General features: G+C 73.6%; 15 protein-coding genes. 5 read left to right on the forward strand and 10 right to left on the reverse strand.

What is annotated here, in order from left to right:
* Window positions 1-79: 79 nt before the first annotated feature.
* On the reverse strand, window positions 80-955 hold the full coding sequence (locus CG747_RS30965; RefSeq protein WP_100605167.1) for a LysR family transcriptional regulator: 876 nt from the start codon (window positions 953-955) through the stop codon (window positions 80-82).
* A 122-nt stretch (window positions 956-1,077) separates the two neighbouring features.
* Between CG747_RS30965 and CG747_RS30970 the strand changes: the two genes are divergently transcribed.
* The gene (locus CG747_RS30970) at window positions 1,078-2,352 is read left to right on the forward strand and encodes an MFS transporter (RefSeq protein WP_374701845.1); all 1,275 of its coding nucleotides are present in this window, start codon (window positions 1,078-1,080) and stop codon (window positions 2,350-2,352) included.
* Here the strand turns inward: CG747_RS30970 and CG747_RS30975 are convergent.
* Window positions 2,327-2,551 carry a DUF397 domain-containing protein gene (locus CG747_RS30975; RefSeq protein WP_100605168.1) on the reverse strand — a complete coding sequence of 75 codons (225 nt, stop codon included), beginning with the start codon at window positions 2,549-2,551 and terminating at the stop codon, window positions 2,327-2,329. The two genes, CG747_RS30970 and CG747_RS30975, sit on opposite strands and share 26 nt — an antisense overlap.
* The gene (locus tag CG747_RS30980; protein ID WP_100605169.1) at window positions 2,541-3,362 is read right to left on the reverse strand and encodes a helix-turn-helix transcriptional regulator; all 822 of its coding nucleotides are present in this window, start codon (window positions 3,360-3,362) and stop codon (window positions 2,541-2,543) included. The genes CG747_RS30975 and CG747_RS30980 overlap by 11 nt, the downstream gene beginning before the upstream one ends.
* Window positions 3,363-3,459: 97 nt before the next feature.
* On the opposite strand from CG747_RS30980, the gene CG747_RS30985 reads away from it, so the two are divergent.
* Window positions 3,460-3,894, forward strand: a complete 435-nt coding sequence (locus tag CG747_RS30985) for a hypothetical protein (RefSeq protein ID WP_308303816.1) — start codon at window positions 3,460-3,462, stop codon at window positions 3,892-3,894.
* A 182-nt stretch (window positions 3,895-4,076) separates the two neighbouring features.
* On the opposite strand, the gene CG747_RS30990 is transcribed toward CG747_RS30985, so the two are convergent.
* The 4 genes from CG747_RS30990 to CG747_RS31005 all read right to left on the reverse strand — a co-directional run bounded on the left by CG747_RS30990 (window position 4,077) and on the right by CG747_RS31005 (window position 9,138).
* Entirely contained in the window at window positions 4,077-6,146 is a 2,070-nt protein-coding gene (locus tag CG747_RS30990; protein WP_180985768.1) for a tetratricopeptide repeat protein, read from the reverse strand.
* Window positions 6,147-6,185: 39 nt separating this feature from the next.
* Window positions 6,186-7,199: a nucleoside triphosphate pyrophosphohydrolase gene (locus CG747_RS30995; protein ID WP_100605170.1), complete on the reverse strand. Its 1,014-nt coding sequence runs from the start codon at window positions 7,197-7,199 to the stop codon at window positions 6,186-6,188.
* 136 nt (window positions 7,200-7,335) lie between these two features.
* Entirely contained in the window at window positions 7,336-7,977 is a 642-nt protein-coding gene (locus CG747_RS31000) for a SurA N-terminal domain-containing protein (protein WP_100605171.1), read from the reverse strand.
* A 342-nt stretch (window positions 7,978-8,319) separates the two neighbouring features.
* The gene (locus CG747_RS31005; RefSeq protein WP_100605172.1) at window positions 8,320-9,138 is read right to left on the reverse strand and encodes an HNH endonuclease family protein; all 819 of its coding nucleotides are present in this window, start codon (window positions 9,136-9,138) and stop codon (window positions 8,320-8,322) included.
* A gap of 136 nt (window positions 9,139-9,274) precedes the next feature.
* Here CG747_RS31005 and CG747_RS31010 point away from each other — a divergent pair, with 136 nt between their 5' ends.
* Together CG747_RS31010 and cpt are read left to right on the forward strand one after the other, a co-directional pair.
* Window positions 9,275-10,753 (forward strand): DUF2079 domain-containing protein, encoded by a 1,479-nt coding sequence (locus CG747_RS31010; RefSeq protein WP_100605173.1) that lies wholly within the window; start codon window positions 9,275-9,277, stop codon window positions 10,751-10,753.
* Between the two features lie 83 nt (window positions 10,754-10,836).
* Window positions 10,837-11,373 (forward strand): chloramphenicol phosphotransferase CPT, encoded by a 537-nt coding sequence (gene cpt / locus CG747_RS31015; protein ID WP_100605174.1) that lies wholly within the window; start codon window positions 10,837-10,839, stop codon window positions 11,371-11,373.
* A gap of 400 nt (window positions 11,374-11,773) precedes the next feature.
* Here cpt and mfd read toward each other — a convergent pair whose 3' ends face one another.
* A complete protein-coding gene (gene mfd / locus CG747_RS31020) occupies window positions 11,774-15,310 on the reverse strand; it encodes a transcription-repair coupling factor (protein ID WP_100605175.1) in 3,537 nt (1,178 codons plus the stop codon).
* Between the two features lie 254 nt (window positions 15,311-15,564).
* Between mfd and CG747_RS31025 the strand changes: the two genes are divergently transcribed.
* Complete coding sequence (locus CG747_RS31025; protein WP_374701846.1) at window positions 15,565-17,352, forward strand: MFS transporter; 1,788 nt, start codon at window positions 15,565-15,567, stop codon at window positions 17,350-17,352.
* A 141-nt stretch (window positions 17,353-17,493) separates the two neighbouring features.
* On the opposite strand, the gene CG747_RS31030 is transcribed toward CG747_RS31025, so the two are convergent.
* Window positions 17,494-18,543: a cellulose-binding protein gene (locus CG747_RS31030; protein WP_257980861.1), complete on the reverse strand. Its 1,050-nt coding sequence runs from the start codon at window positions 18,541-18,543 to the stop codon at window positions 17,494-17,496.
* Between the two features lie 1,033 nt (window positions 18,544-19,576).
* Window positions 19,577-22,804, reverse strand: coding sequence for an SUKH-4 family immunity protein (locus CG747_RS31035; RefSeq protein ID WP_374701847.1), 3,228 nt, complete (start codon window positions 22,802-22,804; stop codon window positions 19,577-19,579).
* Between the last annotated feature and the right edge of the window lies 1 nt (window position 22,805).

Genomic DNA, 22,805 nt, shown 5'->3' on the forward strand with positions numbered 1-22,805 from the left:
TCTCCGGCTGGGCGTCGGGCTTGTGCTGCACCTCTCGACCGTAACCGGTGCCGCACCCGCCCCACCCCACCCAGGGGCCTCACCCCGTCTCCACGCCCAGCCCCGCCAGGAACGCCGCCGCGGCCGGCGACGGCCCCAGTCCGCTCCACACCACCCGCTCGGTCCGCTCCGGCGCCGGCCGCACCCGCACGATGCGCAGCCCGGCCAGTCTGCGGGCGGACACCTCCGGCACCATGCCGATCCCGAGCCCGGCCCGGACCAGGTCCGCCAGGAACTCGACGGTGGTCACCTCGAACGCCACCTGCGTCGTCAGCCCCGCCGCCCGGAACGCCTCCTCGCGCTGGCGCCGCGCCGCCGAGCCCTCGGCGTAGTCGACGAAGGTCTCCCGCGCCACCCGCGCCAGCGTCGTCCGCTCCCGCCCGGCCAGCGGATGCTCCGGCGGCACCACCACGACCAGCTCCCCGCGCGCCAGCACCTCCTCCCGCACGCCGACCGTGCGCGCCCCGGGCACCAGCCCGACGAACGCCACGTCCAGCGCGCCCTCCCGCACCCGCTCGATCAGCGGATCGCTCATGTCCATCTGGAGGCTGATCCGCACCTTCGGGTACCTCGTACCGAACGCGCCCAGCTCACGGGCGAGATCGACCGCCCCGACGGTGGAGATCGCGCCCACCGCCAGCCGCCCGCGCACCTCGCCGGTCACCGCCTCCACCTCCGCCCGGGCCCGCTCGGCGGCCTGCAACGTCTGCCGGGCGACCGGAAGGAACGCCTCCCCGGCGACGGTCAACCGCACGCTCCGGCTCGTCCGGTCGAAGAGCCGGGCCCCCAGCTCCTTCTCCAACCGCGCGATCTGGTGGCTGAGCGCGGACTGCACCACATGGCAGCGCTCCGCGGCCCGGGTGAACCCACCGGTCTCGGCGACCGCGACGACGTACCGCATCTGCTGGAGCTCCATGCGCGCGATCGTAGACACGCGCCGCGCCTCCCCCGCCCTTCACCATCCATCGCAATCCACGATCGATGCGATGAAAACTATGTGTTGGACCGATGGATGGCCCGAACGGGACGCTGGGCCGCATGAACACCGCCGCGCACGCCGCGCACCACGAGAACGGCCCGAACGCGGCCCCCGGAGGCAATCCGGAACCCCGAGCAGAGGTACCGGCGACCCGGCTGGGCCGCGGCACCCTGCCCCTGATGTCCGTCGCCACCGGCCTCTCGGTCGCCGGCAACTACTTCGCCCAGCCCCTCCTGGACGTCATAGGCCGCGACCTCCACCTCTCCACCGGCACCACCGCCCTGGTCGTCACCGTCGCCCAGACCGGCTACGGCCTCGGACTGCTGCTCCTCGTCCCCCTCGGCGACCTCTTGGAACGCCGCCGGCTCGCGGTCGTCCTCTGCGCCCTGACCGCCGTCTTCCTGACCGTGACGGCGAGCGCCCCGAACGCCGCGCTGCTGCTGACGGGCACCGCCCTCACCGGCCTCACCTCCGTCGCCGCCCAGGTCGTCATGCCGTTCGCGGCGACCCTGTCCGCCCCCGCCGAGCGCGGCCGGACCATCGGCACCGTCATGACCGGCCTGCTGCTGGGCATCCTGCTGGCCCGCACCGCGGCCGGTCTGCTGGCCGAACTCGGCGGCTGGCGCACCGTCTACTGGGTCAACGCCGCCCTGATGCTGCTGATGGCGGTACTGCTCCGCCTCCGCCTCCCGGCCCTCCGCACCACCGCCGGGCTGCGCTACCCGGCCCTGCTGCGCTCGACCCTGGCGCTGTTCGCGCAGGAGCCGGTGCTCCGCTGGCGGGCGGCGCTCGGCGCACTGACCTTCGCGGGCTTCAGCGTCCTGTGGACGGCGCTGGTCTTCCTGCTGTCGGGGCCCGCGTACGGCTGGCAGGAGTCGACGATCGGGCTGCTGGGACTGGTCGGCGCGGCCGGTTCGCTGGCCGCCTCGACGGCCGGACGCCTGGCGGACCGGGGGCTGGCACACCGCGTCACCGGCGTCAGCGCGTTCCTGCTCCTGGGCTCCTGGGGCCTGCTGGCGGCCGGCGGCACGGGCGGCGCCTGGTCACTGGCGGCCCTGCTGGCCGGGGTGATCGTCCTCGACCTCGCCGCCCACGCCGTACACGTCAGCAACCAGAACCTCGTCTACGCGATCCGCCCCGAGGCCCGCAACCGCCTCAACTCGGCCTACATGACCAGCTACTTCGTCGGCGGCGCGGTCGGCTCCGCCCTGACATCGATGGTGTGGGGCCTGGGCGGCTGGGGCGGCGTGTGCGTGCTGGGGGCGGGGATGGCGGTTGCGGTGGTGGGGGTGTGGGTGGCGGAGTGGCTCAGGCGGAGAACTCCCCGCGGCTGACGGCCGTGACGAAGGACGACCAGCTTGCGGGAGAGAAGGTCAGCGCGGGGCCGGTGGGGTGCTTGCTGTCGCGGACGGGGATGGTGGCGTGGCCGCGGGCGACCTCAAGGCAGTCGCCTTGACCGCCACCGCTGTAGCTGGACTTGTACCAGCCGGTGAGCATGGACGAGTCGGAGACGGTGTGCTCACTACTGACCATGTGCGTGTTCCTCCGCTGCTGCCCTGACGAGGGCCAGTGACTCCTGTTGCGACAACGCGTCGCTCAGAGCTAGAGCGTAAGCGGTCTGACTGGCGGCCACCAGCGCCGGATCGTCCATCAAGTTGCCGGTCAGAAAGCCTTCGACGTAGGCCACCGGGGCGGAGTCCTCGAAGCTCATGAGCGTGAGGTAACTCTCCATGAGCCCGTGCGCTCCGACGCCGTAAGGAAGCACGTGCAGCCGCAGCCGTCCGGCCTCGGCCAGGTCTGCGATCTTGTGCAGTTGCTCGGCCATGACCTGGGGGCCGCCGACGCGGCGCCGCAGCACGGACTCGTCGAGCAACGTCCAGACCACCGGTTTCAACGGCCCGTCGAGAATCCGGGCACGCTGTGTTCGAGTGACAACCTCGTCGTCAAGTTCCTCGGGCGTGTGGTTGGGGCGGTATGCAGCGAATACCGCCCGCGCGTAGTCGTCGGTCTGAAGCACGCCGGGCACCAACGACAGCGCGAACTGCTGGATCAGCTTGGCCTGTTTCTCCAACTCCGCCGCAGCCGCGAAGTAGTCGGCGTACTTCGACTCCAGATCCTCCAACCACCGAACGAAGAACCCGTCCGTCCCCAACGCCTGGTCGATCCGCTGCGCGTCATCCGGCTTCGGAAGCCGCCTGCCCGCCTCCATGTGACTGATAAGCGTGGGCGAGCACACCACACGCTCACTCAGTGCTTCCTGCGTCATACCGGCCGCGATGCGCCGGATCCTCAGCTCCTCCCCGTACTTCTCCCTGGGAGTGCGCGGCCGGCAGTCCTTTTTCATGGGCTAACTCCCCGAGTTGAAAGGTGCGTTGTCAGGCTCGCCCTACTAGCAGCGTAGCCAGAACAGGCCCGAATCTGTGAGGGAACGACCACACAGCGTGAAGAAACGCAGAACCCTCGCGACCGGCGTGCACCGGCCCGAGGGCGTGGCCACCAACCCCTCGGAGGTTGACGACATGACCGAGCCTATTCGACGGCTCATGGAAGGCGGGCGGCTTCTGCCATGGAGCAGCCTGGAAGGGAAGCCCTGCTACCTCCTCGCGAGCGACGGGACCGGATACGTCTCCCGCATGGCCGACCGGGTCGAGGCGGAACAACTCGACGTTGCGGCCGAACTCATCGAGGAAGCCCGGATCGTCCTGCGCGAACAGTCCTGGACACCCGGCGAAATCCAGCTGCTCGCGAGCGACTTGACCGCATCGCTCACCAACGTGCGGCGGGTCGCGGTGAGCCGGGGCGCCCGGCTGCCCGCGCCCGCCTACGACTCCCCCGACCGGGCAACCCCTGAGCGGGACGAGACACGTCCTGTCTGAGCCGACGGGCTCGGCTCACGGCCCCGGTCCGTCCTGCGGGGAGCGTTCCGGGCGCTCCCCCGAAGGGTGCCGCGCCGTCGCGGCGCGGTGAGGGAAGGGTCCCGTCCGGTGAACCATTCCGGTTCGTCCGGGCGGGGCCACCCCGCGGGGCGCTACCAGCCAGCCGGCTCGGTGTCGGCCGCCTACGGCTCCGGGGCCTCCCCGAGGGCCCGCTTGGCCCCGAGGTGGCCCATGTCCGCCGCCTTGCGGTACCAGGTCCCGGCCTCGTCGTCGTCGCCGTCCTTCTTGTGGAGTTCGGCGAGGCGGAAGGCCCCGTAGGCGTCGCCCTGTTCGTAGCCCTTGAGGTACCAGGGGCGGGCTTCGCCGGGGCGGCCGTGCTCTTCGAGGAGCACGCCGAGGTTGGACGCGTCGAAGCCACGCCGCTCGGCATCGTCCTGGAAGAACTCCACGGCCCGTTCCAGAGTGTCGACGCTCAGGGGGTCCAGGAAGTCGGCGGCGCACGCGTCCCCCGAATCGGCCGCACGCCGCAGCCAGACCTCGGCGACCTTGTGTTCACGCCACAGCAGGTGGATGAGCCCCATGCTCCTCGCGACGGGCTCGTACTGGGCCCAGGCCGCGTCCAGGTAGCTGTAGAGGGCGTTGTCAACGTCGCCCCGGGCGAGCCGCAGATCGCCGAGCAGCTGCGCGGCCTCCGGGCTCCCGTGCCGCGCTCCTGCCTTGAAGCAGCGCTCGGCCCGTGCTTGCAGCAGCTTCCCCAGGAGCGTGGCCGCCTCCGCGTCCCCGGCCTCGGCGGCCGTCTCCAGGAAGGGTTCCGCCGCCCGGTCCTCGCCCCGTTCGGCGAGCAGCCGGCCGATCCGGCCGGCGGACCGGGCCTCCCCGGCCGCCGCCGCCCGCCGGAACCACTGCTCGGCTTCCTCCCCCTGCCCCAGCGACTCGGCGAGGAGACCGAGGCTGTGGAGGGCGGTGGTGTCCCCGTCGTCCGCGGCGCGCCGGAAGGCGGCCCGTGCCGCTGCCGCGACCTCGCCGTAGTCGTACGCCGGGTCCGTCCGCGCCGTCTCCAGGGCGCAACCCCACACCGGGCCGGGGACGGCGGGCAGTTCGTCGTGCCGGGCCGCCGCCTCGACGAGGATCGGTGCTGCCCGCCAGGTGTCCCCGGTGACGCGGACGAGGAGCGGCAGCAGGCCGTGGCGCCGTGCGACCGCCCAGGCGAGGGCGTCCTCGGCCGACTCCCGCTCCAGGCCGGTCACGTCCGCGTACCCCTCGTGGACCTTGAGGAGGAGGTCCATGGGGAGCGGGCCGGTGAGGCCGCAGCGGGCGAGGTCCAGGGCGGCGCGGACCAGGGCGTGGCCGCGCGGGTGGCGGTCGGCGCGGCGGGCGCGCCACCATTCCTCCCAGAGGAGGGGGGAGAGGGTGAGGTACGCGGCGACACCCACCGGTCCGCTGGAGCGAGCGGCGTCGGCCAGCCGGGGGTCGCCGTCGTGGGCGAGGAAGACCTGCTCGCGTTCGGACGGGCTCCACTCGCGGGCCAGCTCGACGGTCCGCGCGAGGTCGAGAACCCGGCCGTGGGGCGCGGCGCGGCACGCGTCGTAGGCGTCCTCGCGCATGGTGCCGACCACGACGGCCTTCAGGGCGGCCAACTGGGCCAGCAGACGGGGTTCCAGCCTGCCTTCGCCGTCGTCGAGGTATCCGTCGAGGTCGTCGAGCCAGACGGCGTACCGGCCACGCCGGCCGTTCAGCAGCGCGGGCAGGCCGCGCAGGTCCGTGCCGCGGGCGGGGGCGAACACCCGGAAGCCGCGGAGCTGGTCGGCCATCCCGGCCAGCGCCGTTCGGGTCTTGCCGGCGAACGGTTCGCCGATCACCAGCACCAACCCGCCGTCCTGAGCGGCCTGTTCCAGCGCCGTGTCGAGGTCGCCGTCACGTGCGCGGAGGATGTACGGCGGCGCCGCCCGGCGGCCCGTCACACGCTCCGCGGGGCGCACCCCGAAGGTGACGGGGTCGAGGTTCTCGGCGACCGGCCAGGTTTCGGGGTCGGGGACGGCACTGGGGAAGGCGGGCGCCTGGATGGTGACCGTGCTGATGGTGTCCGCCTGGATGACAGGTCCGTGGACGCTGCCGCCGGAGACGGTGTTGCGCACGGCGGCGGGGCGGGCCGGGGGCGCCGGTGCACCCGGCCGCCGTGCTCCGGTGCTCGCTTCCCTGGCGTGGTGCATCGCGGCCCTGGCCGCGATCCGCTCCACCGACTCCTCGTCCACCCAGGCCCCTCCCCCTCAACTCCCGTCCCCCCAACGGTACTAAGCGCCGCCCCCCTCGGCGGCCACCACCGCGTCCCGATAGGCGCGGGCCGCGGCCCGCAGTGCCGCCTCCGGGTCCACGCCCTCCGACTCGGCCCGGACGGCCAGCGCGAGAAGTTCGTAGCCGATCCCGGCTCCCGTCGGCAGCGGCACGGCCAGGCCCGCGGTCCGCACCCGGGAGGCGAGCTTGGCGGCCAGGGCGAGGCCGGGCTGGGCGAGCGGGATGCCCTCCGTGACCGAGTCGCGCTGCTTCTCCTCGGCCTTGGTGCGGAGCCAGTGGGCCTTGACGTCCTCGGGGGTCTCGGCGGGCTCGTCGCCGAAGACGTGGGGGTGGCGGTGGAGCAGCTTCTCGACGAGGGTGCCGGCGACGTCGTCGACGGCGAACGGCTCGTCGGGGTCGTCCTGGGCGATGCGGGCGTGGAAGACGACCTGGAGGAGGACGTCGCCGAGCTCCTCGCGGAGCGCTTCGCGGTCGCCCTCCTCGATGGCCTCGACCAGCTCGTACGCCTCCTCGATGGCGTACTTGGCCAGGTCGCGGTGGGTGCGGATACCGCTCCACGGGCACTCGGCGCGGATCTGGTCCATGACCTGGACGACGTCGAGCAGGCGGGCGCCGGGGAGGTCGTAGGAGCCGGGGAGCAGTTCCAGGTCGGGCATGGCCTCGCGGCCGGAGCCGGCCAGCCGGGCCAGGCCGTCGGTGAGGGCGCTCTCGCCGTCGGCGGAGGTGAGGACGACGGCGGTGCGGTCCCCGGGGACGACGTCGTCGACCAGTTCGCGGGCGGTGGGGGCGGCGTTCTCGACCGCGATGCCGGCCTCGCGGAGGTAGGGGAGTTGCGGGTGGTGCGGGTCGGCGCACAGGACGCGGTCGGCGGCCCGCAGGGTCTGCCAGGCGGGCCAGGACAGCACGCCGGGGGCGACCCGGTGGCTGGTCGTGAGCAGGACCAGGCGGCCGGTGCCGGGGCCCTCGGGGTCGGGCGCGGCGGCGGGGGCGGCGTCTGCGGCGTCAGCGTTCACATGAACGAACGTAACGCACGCCGCCGACAGCGCCGGGAGTCCCCTGGTCGGTGCCCTGCGTAGGGGCTCCGGGGGCCCGCCCGGTCCCGGGGTGGGGCGGGCGGGCCGCCGCCCCGCCCCGGGGAAGGGCCGGTGGCTACGCCTGCTGCGGGTGGGCGGTGGCCGGGACGATCCACGGGTCCTTGGTCTCGCCGAGGATGACCTCCTGGTCGTCCCACTTGCCGAAGCGCGGGTTGACGTCGACCCGGAGGGCGCGGGAGGTCCTGGACAGCGCGTCGACGAGCTTGCGCTGGCCGTCGGGGCGGCCGCGGTCCGCGTCCAGGTGCTTGGCGAGGCCGTCGAGGAGGAGCTGGTTGCGGACCACCGAGTCGATCCGGTCGGGGGCGATGCTCTGCTGGAGCCACATCGTCCGCAGGCGGGCGGCGCCGCCGGCCCGGTCCTCCACCGCCGCCCGGCCCTTCTGGACGTCGGCGCGGGTGAGCGTCACCCCGGCGTCCGCGGCGGCGCGGGCCAGCACCTCGTCGAAGATCATGCCGTTGAGGGTGGCGAGGCTGAGCCGGCCGGTGTTCGTGACCATCTCCTTGCCCTGGGGGGACGCGGCCTGTGCGGCGCGGACGTCCTTCACCCGGGCCTGGAGCTCGGCGACGGTGATCCGTTTGCCGTCGACGACGGCGGCGGCACCGGGGTGGGTGTCGGTGCCGCAGGCGGTGAGCAACGGGGTCGCGGCCAGCAGAGCGGCGGCGGCGGAAACGGAGAGCGCTGTCCTACGGCGGAACACATGGCCTCCCGGCAGATCGGATCGTGCGACGGAGTGACGACCTAGTACGGAATGACGACCTACTTGCGACCTAGCTACGACCTTGAGTGATCGATGCTAGGGAGTCGGCGTGGCCCGGGCCACTGCTTCGGCCAACGAGCTGCACCGGGGTCGGTTCCGGCCGGGGGCGGGCGGCCCGCCCGGGTGGCTCACCCGGGCGTCCTGCGCGCCACCTGCCCGCATCAACCCTGCATCTGCCCCAGCCAGTACAGGGTCCGGCGGATCTCCGTGGGGAAGGCGTGGTGCGGGCCGTGCAGGCGCTCGGCGTCGTACAGGAGCGGCGGTCCAGGCGGCGGCCGGCGGCTACTTCGCCGTGAAGCGGGCCGGCGCCTCGGTCGGCGATCCCCCGCCCGGCAGCGCCTGGCGCGGGCAGGAGTTGAGCACCTTGGCCATCGCGTCCTTCTCGGCCCGCGTCACCCACAGCCCGTACTTCTTCTTCACCGCCACCTGGCGCGCGACATACGTACAGCGGTAACCGGCGTACGGGGGCAGCCAGTCCGCCGCGTCCCCGTCGCTCTTGCTGCGGTTGGCCGACGCCTCCACCGCGATCAGGTTCAGCGGATCGTTCGCCAGCGCCACCCGCTTGCGCGCCGGCCACTGCCGCGCACCCGTCTGCCACGCGTCCGACAGCGCCACCACATGGTCGATGTCGACGGTGCTGCGGCCGCGTTGGTAGCTCAGCGACTTGCCCGTGTACGGGTCCTTCGGGAGGGTCCCCGACACCACCACGCACTTCTTCGCGTCCCGGAACGCGGCGCCCCGCAGGTCCCGCTTGAGGATGTCGTCGCGGGTACCGCAGCCGTTGCCGTCGGTGTCCGCCCAGGCCGAGCCGAAGCGGTCCCGGGCGTAACCGGTCTTCGTCGCCGGGCGCTTGACGTCCAGGGAGTCCAGCGCGGGCAGCGCGCTGCCCGCCGCCCCCGGCCGACCGCCGCCGTCCGCGGGAGCGGACGGGCCCGCTCCCGCCCCCGCTCCCGAGCCACCGCCGCCCCGACCGCCGTGTCCTGAGCAGCCGGTGACGGTCAGCAACGCGGCCAGGGCGGCGGCGCCGACGACCCGCGGGGCAAGGGGCGAACGGCTCGCAGCGGGGCCGTGGGGGCGGGCGGACGGGGCGGTCCGTATCACGTGGTGGATCCAATCCGAAAAGCGTGGCAACAGGGTTGCGGAACAGGCCGACAAGGGTGCGGACCGGCCGGCGAACGCCGGACCGGCCCGCACCCCGGTTCGGATATCTTTTCGGAAATCGAGAGTGAGGACGCCCATGGACACGGCCGCAGCAACCGCGGCGGACGGCCGCCCCGGGCCGACTCCCGGCACCGCCACCGCCACCGCGTCCGCCCCGGCGACCGGGACCGCCACCGCACCGGCGTCCCGGCTCGCCGCGCTCCGCGCCCCGCGTCTCGACCCGTACTGGACCGCCGGGTTCTTCTTCCTCGCGTTCGCCGTGCTGTCGTTCTGGCGCTACCGCACCCTGTCCACGATCTCCTGGGACCTCGGCATCTTCGAGCAGGCGATCCGCGGCTACGCCCACCTCCAGGCGCCCGTCGTCGACCTCAAGGGCCCCGGCACCAACATCCTCGGCGACCACTTCAGCCCCATCCTGGTGCTGCTCGCCCCCTTCTACCGGCTCCTCCCCTCCCCCCTGACCCTGCTCACCGCGCAGGCCGCGCTGTTCGCGCTCTCCGCGATACCCGTCACCCGCGCCGCCGCCCACCGCCTGGGCCGCCGGCGCGGGTTGGCCGTCGGCGTCTCCTACGGCCTGTCCTGGGGCATCCAGCGCGCCGTCGACTTCGACTTCCACGAAATAGCCTTCGCGGTACCGCTGATCGCCTTCGCCCTCGAAGCGGCACTGCGCGGACGCTGGAACACCGCGGTGTGCTGGGCCGCACCGCTGATCCTGGTCAAGGAGGACCTGGGCGTCACCGCCGCCGCCATCGGGGCGCTCGCCCTGATCCGCACCCGCCGCGCCGGCCCGCTCCCCGTCGCCCTGGTCGCCGTCGGCATCACCGCCACCGCCGTCGTCCTCGGCCTGGTCATCCCCGCCTTCAACGGCTCCGGCTCGTACGACTACTGGAACAAACTCGGCAGCCACGGCAACTCCGCCCCCGCCATACCCCTCGACGTCGCCCTCCGCACCCTGCTGTGGACCCTGCTGCCCACCACCGGCCTGCTCGCCCTCCGCTCCCCCCTGCTCCTCGTGGCCGCGCCGACCCTCGGCTGGCGCTTCCTCTCCCACGAACCGCACTACTGGGGCACCGACTGGCACTACAGCGCCGTCCTGATGCCCGTCGTCTTCCTCGCACTGGTCGACGCCCTCCCGCGCGCCCTCGCCTCCCGGCGGCCCTGGCTGCGTTCCTACGCCCACCACCTGCCCGCCGCCGTCCTGGCCGCCGCGCTCGCGCTCACCACCACGCTGCCGCTGGCCCGGCTGACCGAGGCCGACACCTACCGCACACCGCCGTCGGCGACCGCCGCCGAGCGGCTGCTCGACCGGATACCCGACGGCGCGACGGTGGAGTCCGACATCCGCCCGCTCAGCCGCCTCACCGGCCGCACCCGCGTCTACTGGACCGGCGACACCGACGGCCTGGCCGCCGACTACATCGCCGCCCAACTCCACGACGACCGCACCCCCGAACAGACCCTGGCCGACGCCACCGCCCGCCACCCCCGGTCCACCTACGTCCTGGTCGGCGCCGCCGGCGACGTCGTGGTCCTGCACCGGACATCGGCCCGCTGACGGCCCGAAGGTGCGGCCGTCGTGGAGTGGGGCGGCCCGGAAACCCCGCGCGCCGACACCCCGAACCCGCCTAGGGTGACCCGATGACCACCGACGTCATCGTCCTCAACGGCGGCTCCAGCGCCGGCGTTTCCTCCCTCGCCCGGGCCCTCCAGGACACTCTCCCCCGGCCCTGGCTCACCTTCGGCGTGGACACCTTCGTCGACGCCCTGCCGCCCTCCCTGACCTCCGCACCCGACGGCCTGACGGTGGGCCCGGACGGCGAGGTCACGGTCGGCCCCGCCTTCCGCCGCCTGGAGTCCGCCTGGTGCCAGGGCGTCGCGGCCATCGCCCGCACCGGCACCGGCGTCATCGTCGACGAGGTCTTCCTCGGCGGCGCCACCGGGCAGGCACGCTGGCGCGCCGCCCTCGACGGGCTCGACGTGCTCTGGGTCGGCGTGCACTGCGACCCCGAGATCGCCGCCGCCCGCGAACGGACACGCGCCGACCGCGTCCCCGGCATGGCCGCCGCCCAGGCCGAACTGGTGCACCGCGGCGTGCGGTACGACCTGACGGTCGATACCGGGCGGATGGATGCCGTCGGGTGTGCGGGGCGGGTGGCCGCCTGCGTGGTCGGCTGACGCCTCGTTCCGCCGGTCCGCCTTCGGCGGGGGTGGGGTGTTGGTGGGCGGGGGCGCCGGTGGGTGGTGGGTGCCGGGTTCGGGGCTGCGGGGGTGGGTTTCCGGACTGCTGCGCTTTACGTCCGGAAACCCACCCCCGCAGCCCCGAACCCTCCCGCCGTGGAGCGCCCCCGCCCGGTGAGGGGGAAGAAAGAGAAACTACGGGGCGGACCGGCTTGCTGCTTGTACCTTTCCTCCCCACCGGGGTGGGACCCTTCACGCGCGGGAGGGTTCGGGGGGTCCGGGGTGGTTGTTCGGACGTAAAGCGCAGCAGTCCGAACAACCACCCCGGACCCCCCGAACCCGCAACCCACCACTCACCGGGGCCCACCCCGACACCACCCCGCCGAAGGCGGGCGGGTCAGCCCAGAATCGTCGTCAGGAACTCGCCGACCCAGGCGAGCAGTTCCCGCCCCACCACCGGCTTGCCGCCGATGCGGCCGGCCGTCGGGCGGGGCACCAGGATCTGCCGGGTGGCGGGCTTGAGGACCGTGCGCGGGTGCAGCCGCTTGAGGCGGAGCTCCTGCGATTCCCGCAACTCCACCGGGCCGAAGCGGATGTTGGAGCCCTGGAGGGTGATGTCGGAGACGCCGCAGGCACGGGCCAGCATCCGCAGACCGGCGACCAGGAGGAGGTTCTCCACCGGCTCGGGCAGCTTGCCGTAGCGGTCGGTGAGTTCCTCGCGGACCGCCGCGATGTCCTCCTCCGTGGCGGCCGAGGCGATCGCCCGGTACGCCTGGAGGCGCAGCTGCTCGCCCGGCGCGTAGTCGTGCGGAACGTGCGCGTCCACCGGGAGTTCGATCTTGACCTCCAGCGGGGGCTCCTCCGCGCCGCCCTCCAGGGACGCCCGGTAGTCGGCCACCGCCTCCCCGACCATCCGGACGTACAGGTCGAAGCCGACGCCCGCGATGTGGCCGGACTGCTCGCCGCCGAGGAGGTTCCCCGCGCCGCGGATCTCCAGGTCCTTCATCGCCACGTACATACCGGCACCCATCTCGGTGTGCTGGGCGATCGTCGCCAGCCGCTCGTGCGCGGTCTCGGTCAGCGGCTTCTCCGGCGGGTAGAGGAAGTAGGCGTAGCCGCGCTCGCGGCCCCGGCCCACCCGGCCGCGCAGCTGGTGCAGCTGCGAGAGGCCGAAGTTGTCGCCGCGCTCGACGATCAGGGTGTTGGCGTTGGAGATGTCGATGCCGGACTCGACGATGGTGGTGGAGACCAGGACGTCGAACTTCTTCTCCCAGAAGTCGACGACGACCTGCTCCAGCTGCGACTCGCCCATCTGGCCGTGGGCGGTCTGGACGCGCGCCTCGGGCACGATCTCGCGGAGCCGGGCCGCCGCGCGGTCGATGGACTCGACGCGGTTGTGGATGTAGAAGACCTGGCCCTCGCGGAGGAGTTCACGGCGGATGGCGGCGCCGATCTGCTTCTGCTCGTAGGGGCCGACGAAGGTCAGGACCGGGTGCCGCTCCTCGGGCGGCGTGGTGATCGTCGACATCTCCCGGATGCCGGTGACCGCCATCTCCAGGGTCCGGGGGATCGGCGTCGCGGACATCGTCAGCACGTCGACGTTGGCGCGGAGCTTCTTCAGCTGCTCCTTGTGCTCGACGCCGAACCGCTGCTCCTCGTCGACGATGACCAGGCCCAGGTCCTTGAACTTCGTCTCCGACGAGAACAGGCGGTGGGTGCCGATGACGATGTCCACCGCACCCTCCCGCAGCCCCTCCAGGACCGCCTTGGCCTCGGTGTCCGTCTGGAACCGGGACAGCGCCCGGACGTTGACCGGGAACTGGCCGTACCGCTCGGTGAACGTGCCGTAGTGCTGCTGGACGAGGAGGGTGGTGGGCACCAGCACCGCCACCTGCTTACCGTCCTGGACGGCCTTGAAGGCGGCCCGGACCGCGATCTCGGTCTTGCCGTAGCCGACGTCGCCGCAGATCAGCCGGTCCATCGGAACCGACTTCTCCATGTCCTCCTTGACCTCGGCGATGGTGGTGAGCTGGTCGGGCGTCTCCACGTACGGGAAGGCGTCCTCCAGCTCGCGCTGCCAGGGGGTGTCCGGGCCGAAGGTGTGGCCGGGCGCCGCCATCCGGGCGGAGTACAGCTTGATCAGGTCGGCGGCGATCTCCTTGACGGCCTTCTTGGCGCGCGCCTTGGTCTTCGTCCAGTCCGCGCCGCCGAGCCGGTGCAGCGTCGGCGCCTCACCGCCCACGTACTTGGTGACCTGCTCCAGCTGGTCGGTGGGGATGTACAGCCGGTCCCCGGGCTGGCCGCGCTTGGCCGGCGCGTACTCGACCAGGAGATATTCGCGGGTGGCGCCCTGGACGGTGCGCTGCACCATCTCGATGTACCGGCCCACGCCGTGCTGCTCGTGGACGATGAAGTCACCGGCCTGGAGGGTGAGCGGGTCGATCTGCTTGCGGCGCCGGGCCGGCATCCGGGCCGCGTCCTTGCCCGCGGCCTTCTGCCCGGACAGGTCCGTCTCCGTCAGCACCGCGACCTTCAGGCCCGGGTCGACGAAGCCGTTGTCGAGCGAACCGCAGGCCACATGCACCACCGCCGGCGCGATCTCGCCGAGGTCGGCCTCCAGGCGCGCGGCGATGCCCTCGCCGCCCAGCACCTCGACCGTACGCGCCGCCGGGCCGTGCCCCTCGGTGACGAACACCGTGCGCCAGCCGTCCGCCAGCCACTCCTTGGTGTCGGCCAGCGCCCGCTGCGTATCACCGCGGTACGTCTCCGGGGCGTGCATCCCCAGCTTGAGGGTGTCCCCGTCAGCCGCTTCCTCGTCGGCCGCGAACGGCGACACAGACCACCACATCATGCCCAGCTCACGGGCCCGGTCCCGGACGTCCGCGATGCCCCACAGCGACGCCGCGCCCACGTCGATCGGCGCCGCGCCGCCCCCGGCACTGGCCGCCCAGGACGCCTGGAGGAACTCCTGGCTCGTCGCCACCAGGTCCGCCGCCCGAGTCCGCACCCGCTCCGGATCGCAGACCACCGCCATGCTGCCCTTCGGCAGCACGTCCAGCAGCAGCTCCATGTCGTCGACCAGCACCGGGGCCAGCGACTCCATGCCCTCGACGGCGATCCCCTCGGCGATCTTCCCCAGCAGCTCGCCCAGCTCAGGATGCTGCTCGGCGAGCTCCGCGGCCCGCGCCCGCACCTCGTCGGTCAGCAGCAGCTCACGACAGGGCGGCGCCCACAGCCCGTGCTCGGCCACCTCCAGGGAACGCTGGTCGGCGACCTTGAAATACCGGATCTCCTCGACGTCGTCGCCCCAGAACTCCACCCGCAGCGGGTGCTCCTCCGTGGGCGGGAAGACGTCCAGGATGCCGCCGCGGACCGCGAACTCGCCGCGCTTCTCGACCAGTTCGACCCGCGCGTACGCGGCCGCCGCCAGACCGTCCACGACCTCTTCGAGATCGGCCGTCTGCCCCGTCCGCAGACTCACGGGCACCAGCTCGCCCAGCCCCTTGACCTGCGGCTGGAGCACCGAACGGATCGGCGCGACGACCACCGACACCGGGCCCGCCGTCGGGTCGTCCACGGTCGGGTGCGCCAGCCGGCGGAGCACCGCCAGCCGCCGGCCGACGGTGTCCGACCGCGGCGAGAGCCGCTCGTGCGGCAGCGTCTCCCAGGACGGGAACTCCACGACGGAGTTCTCCTCACCGGCCGGCATCAGCGACCGCAGCGCGGCGGCCAGATCCTCGGCCTCCCGGCCGGTGGCCGTCACCGCCAGCACCGGGCGGCCGGTCCGCCGCGCCAGCGCCGCCACCACGAACGGGCGGCCGGCCGGCGGCCCGACCAGGTCGACATGCGGCCGGTGGCCGTCGGCCGCGGCCTTGACCGCTTCGGCGAGCGCCGGGTCCCGTACGACGGCGTCGAGCAGACCACTCAGGCTCATGAAAAGGTTCCGTCCCAGCGAGGCGAACAACGCGACCGGTCCGCCACCCCCTCGACAGCGCCGACGGGCGCACACGGACCAGGGCTGACCACCTTACGCCGGACCACCGACAACCGGCCGCCGCGGCGGCCGCCGCCCGCCGTCCCACGCTGCGAGAAACCCCGTTCCGCCGCACCCCCGCGCGTGCCAAGGTGTCACCGGAATCGTGCCGACTACACGTAACGGTCGGCCACACCACACCAGGAGGGGGCCCGGTGAGCCGCACCACCCAGGACAGCCACAGCGCCGGCCGGAACGGCACCGAAAACCAGCCACCCGACAGCCCCGCCACCGCCCGGCGCGGCCCCGTCGTCGCCGCCCTCATGCTCGGCATGGCCCTGGCCGCCCTCGACTCGACGATCATCGCCACCGCCGTCCCCCAGATCGTCGGCGACCTCGGCGGCTTCGCCGTCTTCTCCTGGCTCTTCTCCGGCTACCTCCTCGCCGTGACCGTCACCCTCCCCGTCTACGGCAAGCTCTCCGACACCTACGGCCGCAAACCCATCCTGCTCGCCGGCATCATCCTCTTCCTCATCGGCTCCCTGGCCTGCGCAGGCGCCTGGAACATGGGCTCCCTGATCGCCTTCCGCATCCTCCAGGGCCTGGGCGGCGGCGCCCTCCAGGGCACCGTCCAGACCATCGCCGCCGACCTCTACCCGATGAAGGAACGCCCCAAGATCCAGTCCAAGCTCTCCAGCGTCTGGGCCACCTCCTCGGTCGCCGGCCCCGCACTGGGCGGCCTGCTCACCACCTACGGCGACTGGCGCTGGATCTTCCTGATCAACATCCCCGTCGGCGCCCTCGCCCTCTGGCTGATCGCCCGCCACTTCCACGACACCCGCCGCGACCGACCGGCCACCACCGGCCGCCGCCCCCGCGTCGACTGGCCCGGCGCACTCGCCATCTTCGCCACCGGCGGCCTGCTCCTCACCGCCCTCGTCCAGGGCGGCACCGCCTGGCCCTGGCTCTCCCTCCCGTCCCTCCTCCTGCTCACCGGCAGCGCCCTGGCCGCCGCGACCACCGTCCTGATCGAACGCCGCGCCGCCGAACCGATCATCCCCGGCTGGGTCTGGCGCCGCCGCACCATCTCCGCCGTCAACCTCGCCCTGGGCGCCCTGGGCCTGCTGATGGTCGCCCCGACCGTCTTCCTGCCCACCTACGCCCAGGCCGTCCTCGGCCTCGGCCCGACCACCGCCGGCTTCGTGCTCTCCGTCATGACCCTGAGCTGGCCGATATCCGCCGCCCTCAGCAGCCGCGTCTACAACCGCATCGGCATCCGCAACTGCGCCCTCCTCGGCATCGGCGCCGCCGCCCTCGTCCTGTTCGCCTTCCCCCTGCTCCCCTACCCCGGCGCCGCCTGGCAGCCCGCCCTGCTCATGCTCGTCCTCGGCGCCGCGCTCGGCCTCTTCCAACTGCCGCTGATCATCGGCGTCCAGTCCTCCGTCGGCTACGCCGAACGCGGCACCGCCACCGCCTCCATCCTCTTCTGCCGCCAGGTCGGCCAGTCCCTCGGCGCGGCCCTCTTCGGCGCCATCGCCAACGCCACCCTCAACGACCGCCTCACCCACGCCCCCGCGGCCATCAGCACCGGCCTGCCGCACGACCTCGACGCCGTCTCGCACGCCCTCCGACACGCCGGCGCACTCACCGCCGACTACCTGCGCCGCGCCGTCGCCGCCACCGTCGAACACGTCTACCTGGGCGCCGCGGCCGCCGCCGCCCTCGCCTTCCTCACCGTCCTGCTCCTGGCCCCCCGCCGCTTCCCCGTCCACCCCGAAACCCACCCGTCCCCCACCACGGCGAACACCGACCACCACGACACAACGGGAACGGACGAGACGACCGGAACGACAACCGCGGTCGACACGACGGCCGCGGTCGGCACGACGGCTGCGGTCGGCACGGAGGGCAGTGACGGAGACGGGGACAGTGACAGGGACGCGATGAACGACGCGGTCAAGGCAAAGGGTGCCGACGACACCGGCGCCCCGCCCAGCAACTGACTGCGCCTACGCCGCCTGCCCCCGTCTGCCGTCTGCCGTCTGCCGTCTGCCGTCTGCCGTCTGCCGACGGGGCCTCGGCTGCCGCCTGGGGGCAACTTCCCGCCGGATGGCCGACGGCCGGCCGGGGGCACCTGCCGCGGCCTAACGCCGGCCCTGGCCTCCCCGGTCCGTCCGCGGCGACTCCGTCCCCAGCGCCTGCTCCCCATCCGAACCCTGTCCCTGGCCCGAACCAGCACCAGCACCAGCACCAGCACCAGCACCAGCAGCGGAACCAGCCCCGGCCCCCGACCCGGACCCGGACCCGGAGAACTCCGCCGGATCCTTCCCCGTCAACGCCGCCAGGCTGTTGCGCACGTGCGTCATATGGACCCGGACCTCCTCGCGCGCCTCGTCGTGCTCCCGCACGATCCGCTCGGTCGCCCGCTCGATCCGCTCCACCTCGACCCTGGCCTGCGCCGCCAGCTCCGCCGCCTGCGCCTCGGCGTCCTCCATCCCGTGCCGCGCGGACTCCTCGGTCTCCGCCGTCAGCCGCCGCCGCTCGGCCACCACCGCCTCCCCGTGGGCGTCCAGCTCGGCGACCCGCTGGTCCATCTCGGTCTCCAGACGCGCGAGTTCCCGCTCCAGAGCGTCCCACTCCTCGGCGTGCCGGGCCTCCTGGTCCTTCAGCAGCCGCTCGGTACGCCGCCGGGTCTCCGCCAGCTCCCCCGCCGCCTCCGCCCGCGACTGCTCGCCCTCCTGGACGGCCGCCGTCACCAGCTCCGCCGCCTCGTCAGCCGCCGCCTTCTCGGTACGCCGCGCGTCCTCCTCCACCTCCGTACGCAGCCGCTGCGCGGCCGTGTCCGCCGCGTCCTGGACGTCCTGCGCGTAGTCGGCCGCATCGTCGTGCGCCTGCTCCTCGTGCGCCGCCGCCTCGGACCGCAACCGCGCCGCCTCGGACTCCGCCGTCGTCAGGATCAGCCGCGACTGCTCACCGAGGGACTCGTACGTCTGCTCCGGAAGCTGCGCCACATAGGTACGCAGTTCGGCGAGTTCGGCCTCCATCTCGTTGGCCAGGACGGTCAGCCGGGCGGCGCGCTCCCAGCAGGAGTCGCGGTCGATCGAGAGCCCCTCGACACGCCGGTCCACGTCCTCCGGGCGATAGCCGCGCCCTCGTACGGTCTCGAACCCGTGAGGCGAAACCGAAGTACTCATCCCTCAAGCCCCTCTCCGCTGCGCACCGCAGTCGCGCGGACCTGCAAGCTTCCGCACAGTCCCGCGCACATCTTTCTGGATCGGCCCGAAGCGGTTCCATCGCGACACTCCGCCCATTCCTTCCCACAAGGATGCGTCATTTGCCACCAGAAGCCGGAATTGGATCTTCGCCCGCGAGGGGGGTTTGCCACCTCCCACGTTGCCGCGACGAACCCACTCGCCCCGGTAAGGGCGGATTCACCGCAGGCAGGGGCTCGTTCACCGCAGGGCCTGGGCGCATTCACCGGAGGCTGACGCAGGCCCACCACAGGGCGGTGCAGGTTCGCCCCAGCCCGGGGCGCATTCGCCGCAGCCTGGGGCGCATTCGCCGCAGGTCGGCGCAGGTCCGCCACGAGAGGCGGAGAATCCGTCACCGGAATGCGGGCCGCCGCCAGAACAAGCAGCCCCAAGGGCGGGCCCACTGACGGCCCGAAGAGTGGAACCCGAGAGCGAGACCAACGGCAAGGCCAAGGCCAAGGGCAAGGGGCAAGAGCAAGGCCAAGAACGGAACCCAGGGGCGACACCAAGGGCGCAGCCCAAGAGCGACGCCAAGCCGGGTCCACCACCAGGGCAGCGGGGTCCACCGCCGGGTCGGCCAGGTCAGCCGCCGCGGCCGCCGGGTCAGCCGGGTCCACCGCCGGGCGCAGCCCGCTTCACCGCCCGCGACACCGGCAGGCCCCGCCGACGCAACGCAAGGCGGGTTCACCACCCGGATACGTCACGCACACCGCGGGCCCCTGGCCGGTCAGCGACCATCCGCCGCCACAACCGACAACCGCCGACCTTCGACCGGCAACCGGCAACCGGCAACCGGCAACCGGCAACCGGCAACAGCTTCACGGCCCCGCGTGCCACCCTCGCCCCGCCGCCGCCCCTCCCTCATTACGGCAACAATTACGGAGCGTGAGCAATTCCCTACTCCGTTACGGAGTGTAATTGACTGGTGGGTGCGGCGGTAGAGCCGATCCGCCGCACCCCCACCCTCGCGGGGCGCCTACAACAACCCGTCCCACATCTGCTCCAGCAGGACCGACCACCACGTCTCCGGCGACCCGAGCGCCGGCGGGTCCAGCGCCACCAGCTGCGCCTGGAAGTCCACCGTCCAGCGGCCGGCCTGCTCGGGCGTCAGCCCGTACCGCAGGCGCCACATCCGCCCCAGCATCGCCAGGCACCGCACGAACTCCGGCAGCCCGCTGTTCACGAACTGCGGCGCGACGGCCTGCCCGCCGGGCCCGGCCTCCAGCGGGACCGCCACGATGTTCGCGGTCCCGTACTGGACGCACAACTGACGGCCGAAGTCGTTGCCCATCACCAGATACGAGCCCGCGTCCGGTGCCGGCTGCACCATCCGTTCCGCCGCCAGCTCCGCCAGCGTCGGCACCGGGCGCCCCGGCTGCGCCTGCGCCCAGAAGAACGGCCCGAAGTCGACCGGCAGCCCGGCCCACACCAGCGTCTGCGCAACGACATCCGGTACGCCCTGCCGGGAGACCGCCCGCTGGTCGAAACGGAAGATCCCCTGCGGCCCGAACGCCTGCTCCAGCTCGTGCCCGATGGCCTGCGGCGGCGCCGGAGGCACCGGCTGCACCTGCGACGGATGCGGCAGCGGCGCCCGCACCGGCGCGGGCCGCGCCGGCCCGTCGGCGACCTGGTGCAGCTCACCCTGATGCTCGATCAGGTGCCGGACGCCCTGCTGGCGCGAGGCGTGGTCCTTGCCGTACGGGGCGGTGTGGCTGATCCGCACCTGCGGCCAGTTCTCCCGGATCATCCGGGCGCAGTAGCCACCGGGCAGATCGCAGCACTCCAGCTCGGTGTGCAGTTCCACCACCTGCTGCGGCGGGACGTTCATCGCGCGCAGCTCGTGCAGCAGTTGCCACTCCGGATGCGGTGTACCCGGCGCCGACCGGCGCACGATCTTCTGTTCGCTGCCGTCCGGCGCGCGGTAGCTCAGGACGGCCATGTAGCCAGGGCCGATGGTCGGCTGGCCACTGGGCGCCTGCGGATAGCCGTACGCACCGGGCGCACCCGGACCGACACCCTGTCCACCAGGAACGCCCTGTCCACCGGGTCCGCCCTGTCCACCAGGAGCGCCTTGCCCACCGGGAACGCCCGGTCCTCCAGGACCCGGCATACCGGGGCCCGGCACACCGGGCGGGCCCGGCGGCGGACCGGGCTGCGCCGGCGGGGCCATCGGCGGAGCCGGCGGCATACCGGGACCGGCGGCCGGCGGCATGCCGGGGCCGCCGGACAGCGCGGCACCGTCCGCGAGCATCGTGGCCGCGGCGTGCACCCCACCCGCGGGGCCTCCTCCGGGACCACCCTGCGGAACGGACGGCGGAACGGACGGCGGAGCAGGCGGCGGAGGCGGACCGTCCTGGCCACCGGGGCCGGGGCCGGGAACGCCCGGAGCACCGCCGGGCTTGGCCGACGCCCCCAGGGGCTTCGGCGCGCCCAACGGGCCAGGAGGCGGCGGCGGAGGCATACCGGGACCGCCGGAAGCACCAGGGCCACCGGGACCACCGGAAGCACCGGGCCCACCCGGACCACCGGCGGCTCCGCCGGGACCGGGCGCGGCGGCTTGCAGGGCCGCGCCGTCCGCGAGCATCGTCGCCGCGGCGTGCACCCCGCCCCTGGGGCCACCTCCGGAACCACCAGGGCCAGCCGCACCGGAACCACCGGTACCGGAGCCACCGCCCGTATCGCCAGTACCGCCTGCACCACCTGAACCGCCGGTGGCAGCAGCGCCACCGGGTCCCCCGCCGGGGCCGTCCACCGCGCTCAAGTCCAGTTCGGAAGCGTCCAGTTGGGACACCAGCTGGGTCGGTACGTAACCGCCCGCCGGCGCGCCGGTCGCGACCGGGCCCGGGGCCGGCGGACCGTCGGCGGGACGCGCGTCCGCCTTCTGGGTCTCGGCGGCCGCGACGGCCTCGGGCGCCGGCCGTCCGCCGTCCCGGCCCGCGCCGGGAATTCCGGGCGTGCCAGGGGGAGGCGGCGGGCCGCCGGTGCTGCCGGGCATCGAGGAACCGTCCGCCAGCATCGTCGCCGCGGCGTGCACACCCCCGCCGGGGCGGCCCTCGGACGGCGGTGCCGGCGGCAGCACGCCGGGCGGCGGCGGTACGTCGGCGATCGGCGCCCCGGTCGGCGGCGGCAGGTCGCGCAGGGCACTCGGCGCCGTGGACGGCGAGGAGGGCATGGACGGCGCGGGCGGAGCCGGCGGCACACCGGGCGGCATGGGCGGCATCGGCGGCGGCGAGGGCGGCATCGGGGGCAGCCCACCGGGACCGCCGGCACCCGACTGCCCGGGCACGTCCGGCGACGGCGGGGGCAGCGTGGGCGAGATCTTCGTACGCGGCAACTGGCTTCCGCGGTGCAGCAGTTCGGTCTTGGCGTCGGGGCGCACCTGCGGCGTCGACGGAGTGTCCTCGTCGTCGGAACCCGCGAGCGGCGGCGCGAACACCGTCTGCGGCAGCGCCACCGATCGGTCCTCGCCGTTCCCGCCCGCGGTGGTGTCCGCGGCGGCCCACGGCGTGTCGTCAGCCGCGGAGGGGGCCGGGTCCCGGTCCGGTTCCGGGCCCGCGTTCACGCTGACGTCGGCCCAGGCATCCGCGGACGCGCCCCCGGCGTCGGCCACGGCCGACTGCCCGTCGGACGCGCTCCCGGCGCGCGCACCCGTCCCGGCCCCGGCCTCCGCGGCAGCCCCGGAAGCAGTTCCGGAACCATCAGAATCAGAACCACCAGAACCAGAACCAGCAGCAGAAACGGACCCAGTGCCGGAAGCGGTCCCGCCCCCGGCCCCGGAAGCGGTCCCGGAAGCACCATCGCCCCCGTCGCCCGCCCCCTTCCGGCCGCCGAGCCCCATCGCGTCCGCCGCCTCCTGCAACCACTCCGGCGGTGTCAGCAGGAACGACGTGGCTTCCAGGTCGATCCGCTGCGGCGGCTCCGCCGCCTCGTACCCGGCCTCCGCCGCCGCGCCGTACTCCTCCTCGTAGCGGCGGATCACCTCGCCCACCGGCAATCCGGGCCACAGCGTCGTCTCGCCGCTGTCCCGGGCGATCACCAGCCGGCTGCGGCTGCCCTCGCCGACCGGGCCGCCGCCCTCGCGGTCCTCCGCCCACGCCACGAAGCCCAGCGCGAACTCCCGTACCCGTACCTCCCGGTGGAAGGCGGGCGGCACCTCGCCGTTCACCCACCGCTCGGCGCGCTCCTGCGCCTGTGCGAACGTCACC

The sequence above is a fragment of the Streptomyces sp. CB02959 genome (assembly GCF_002803155.1).
In the GTDB taxonomy this organism is placed as follows: Bacteria; Actinomycetota; Actinomycetes; order Streptomycetales; family Streptomycetaceae; genus Streptomyces.

What these genes read in the sequence shown, in the direction of transcription:
- CG747_RS30970 (WP_374701845.1), top strand. Translation starts at nt 1,078, where the DNA reads ATGAACACCGCCGCGCACGCCGCGCACCACGAGAACGGCCCGAACGCG.
- CG747_RS30975 (WP_100605168.1), bottom strand. Translation starts at nt 2,551, where the DNA reads ATGGTCAGTAGTGAGCACACCGTCTCCGACTCGTCCATGCTCACCGGC.
- cpt (WP_100605174.1), top strand. Translation starts at nt 10,837, where the DNA reads ATGACCACCGACGTCATCGTCCTCAACGGCGGCTCCAGCGCCGGCGTT.
- CG747_RS31030 (WP_257980861.1), bottom strand. Translation starts at nt 18,543, where the DNA reads ATGAGTACTTCGGTTTCGCCTCACGGGTTCGAGACCGTACGAGGGCGC.
- CG747_RS30965 (WP_100605167.1), bottom strand. Translation starts at nt 955, where the DNA reads ATGGAGCTCCAGCAGATGCGGTACGTCGTCGCGGTCGCCGAGACCGGT.
- CG747_RS31010 (WP_100605173.1), top strand. Translation starts at nt 9,275, where the DNA reads ATGGACACGGCCGCAGCAACCGCGGCGGACGGCCGCCCCGGGCCGACT.
- mfd (WP_100605175.1), bottom strand. Translation starts at nt 15,310, where the DNA reads ATGAGCCTGAGTGGTCTGCTCGACGCCGTCGTACGGGACCCGGCGCTC.
- CG747_RS30980 (WP_100605169.1), bottom strand. Translation starts at nt 3,362, where the DNA reads ATGAAAAAGGACTGCCGGCCGCGCACTCCCAGGGAGAAGTACGGGGAG.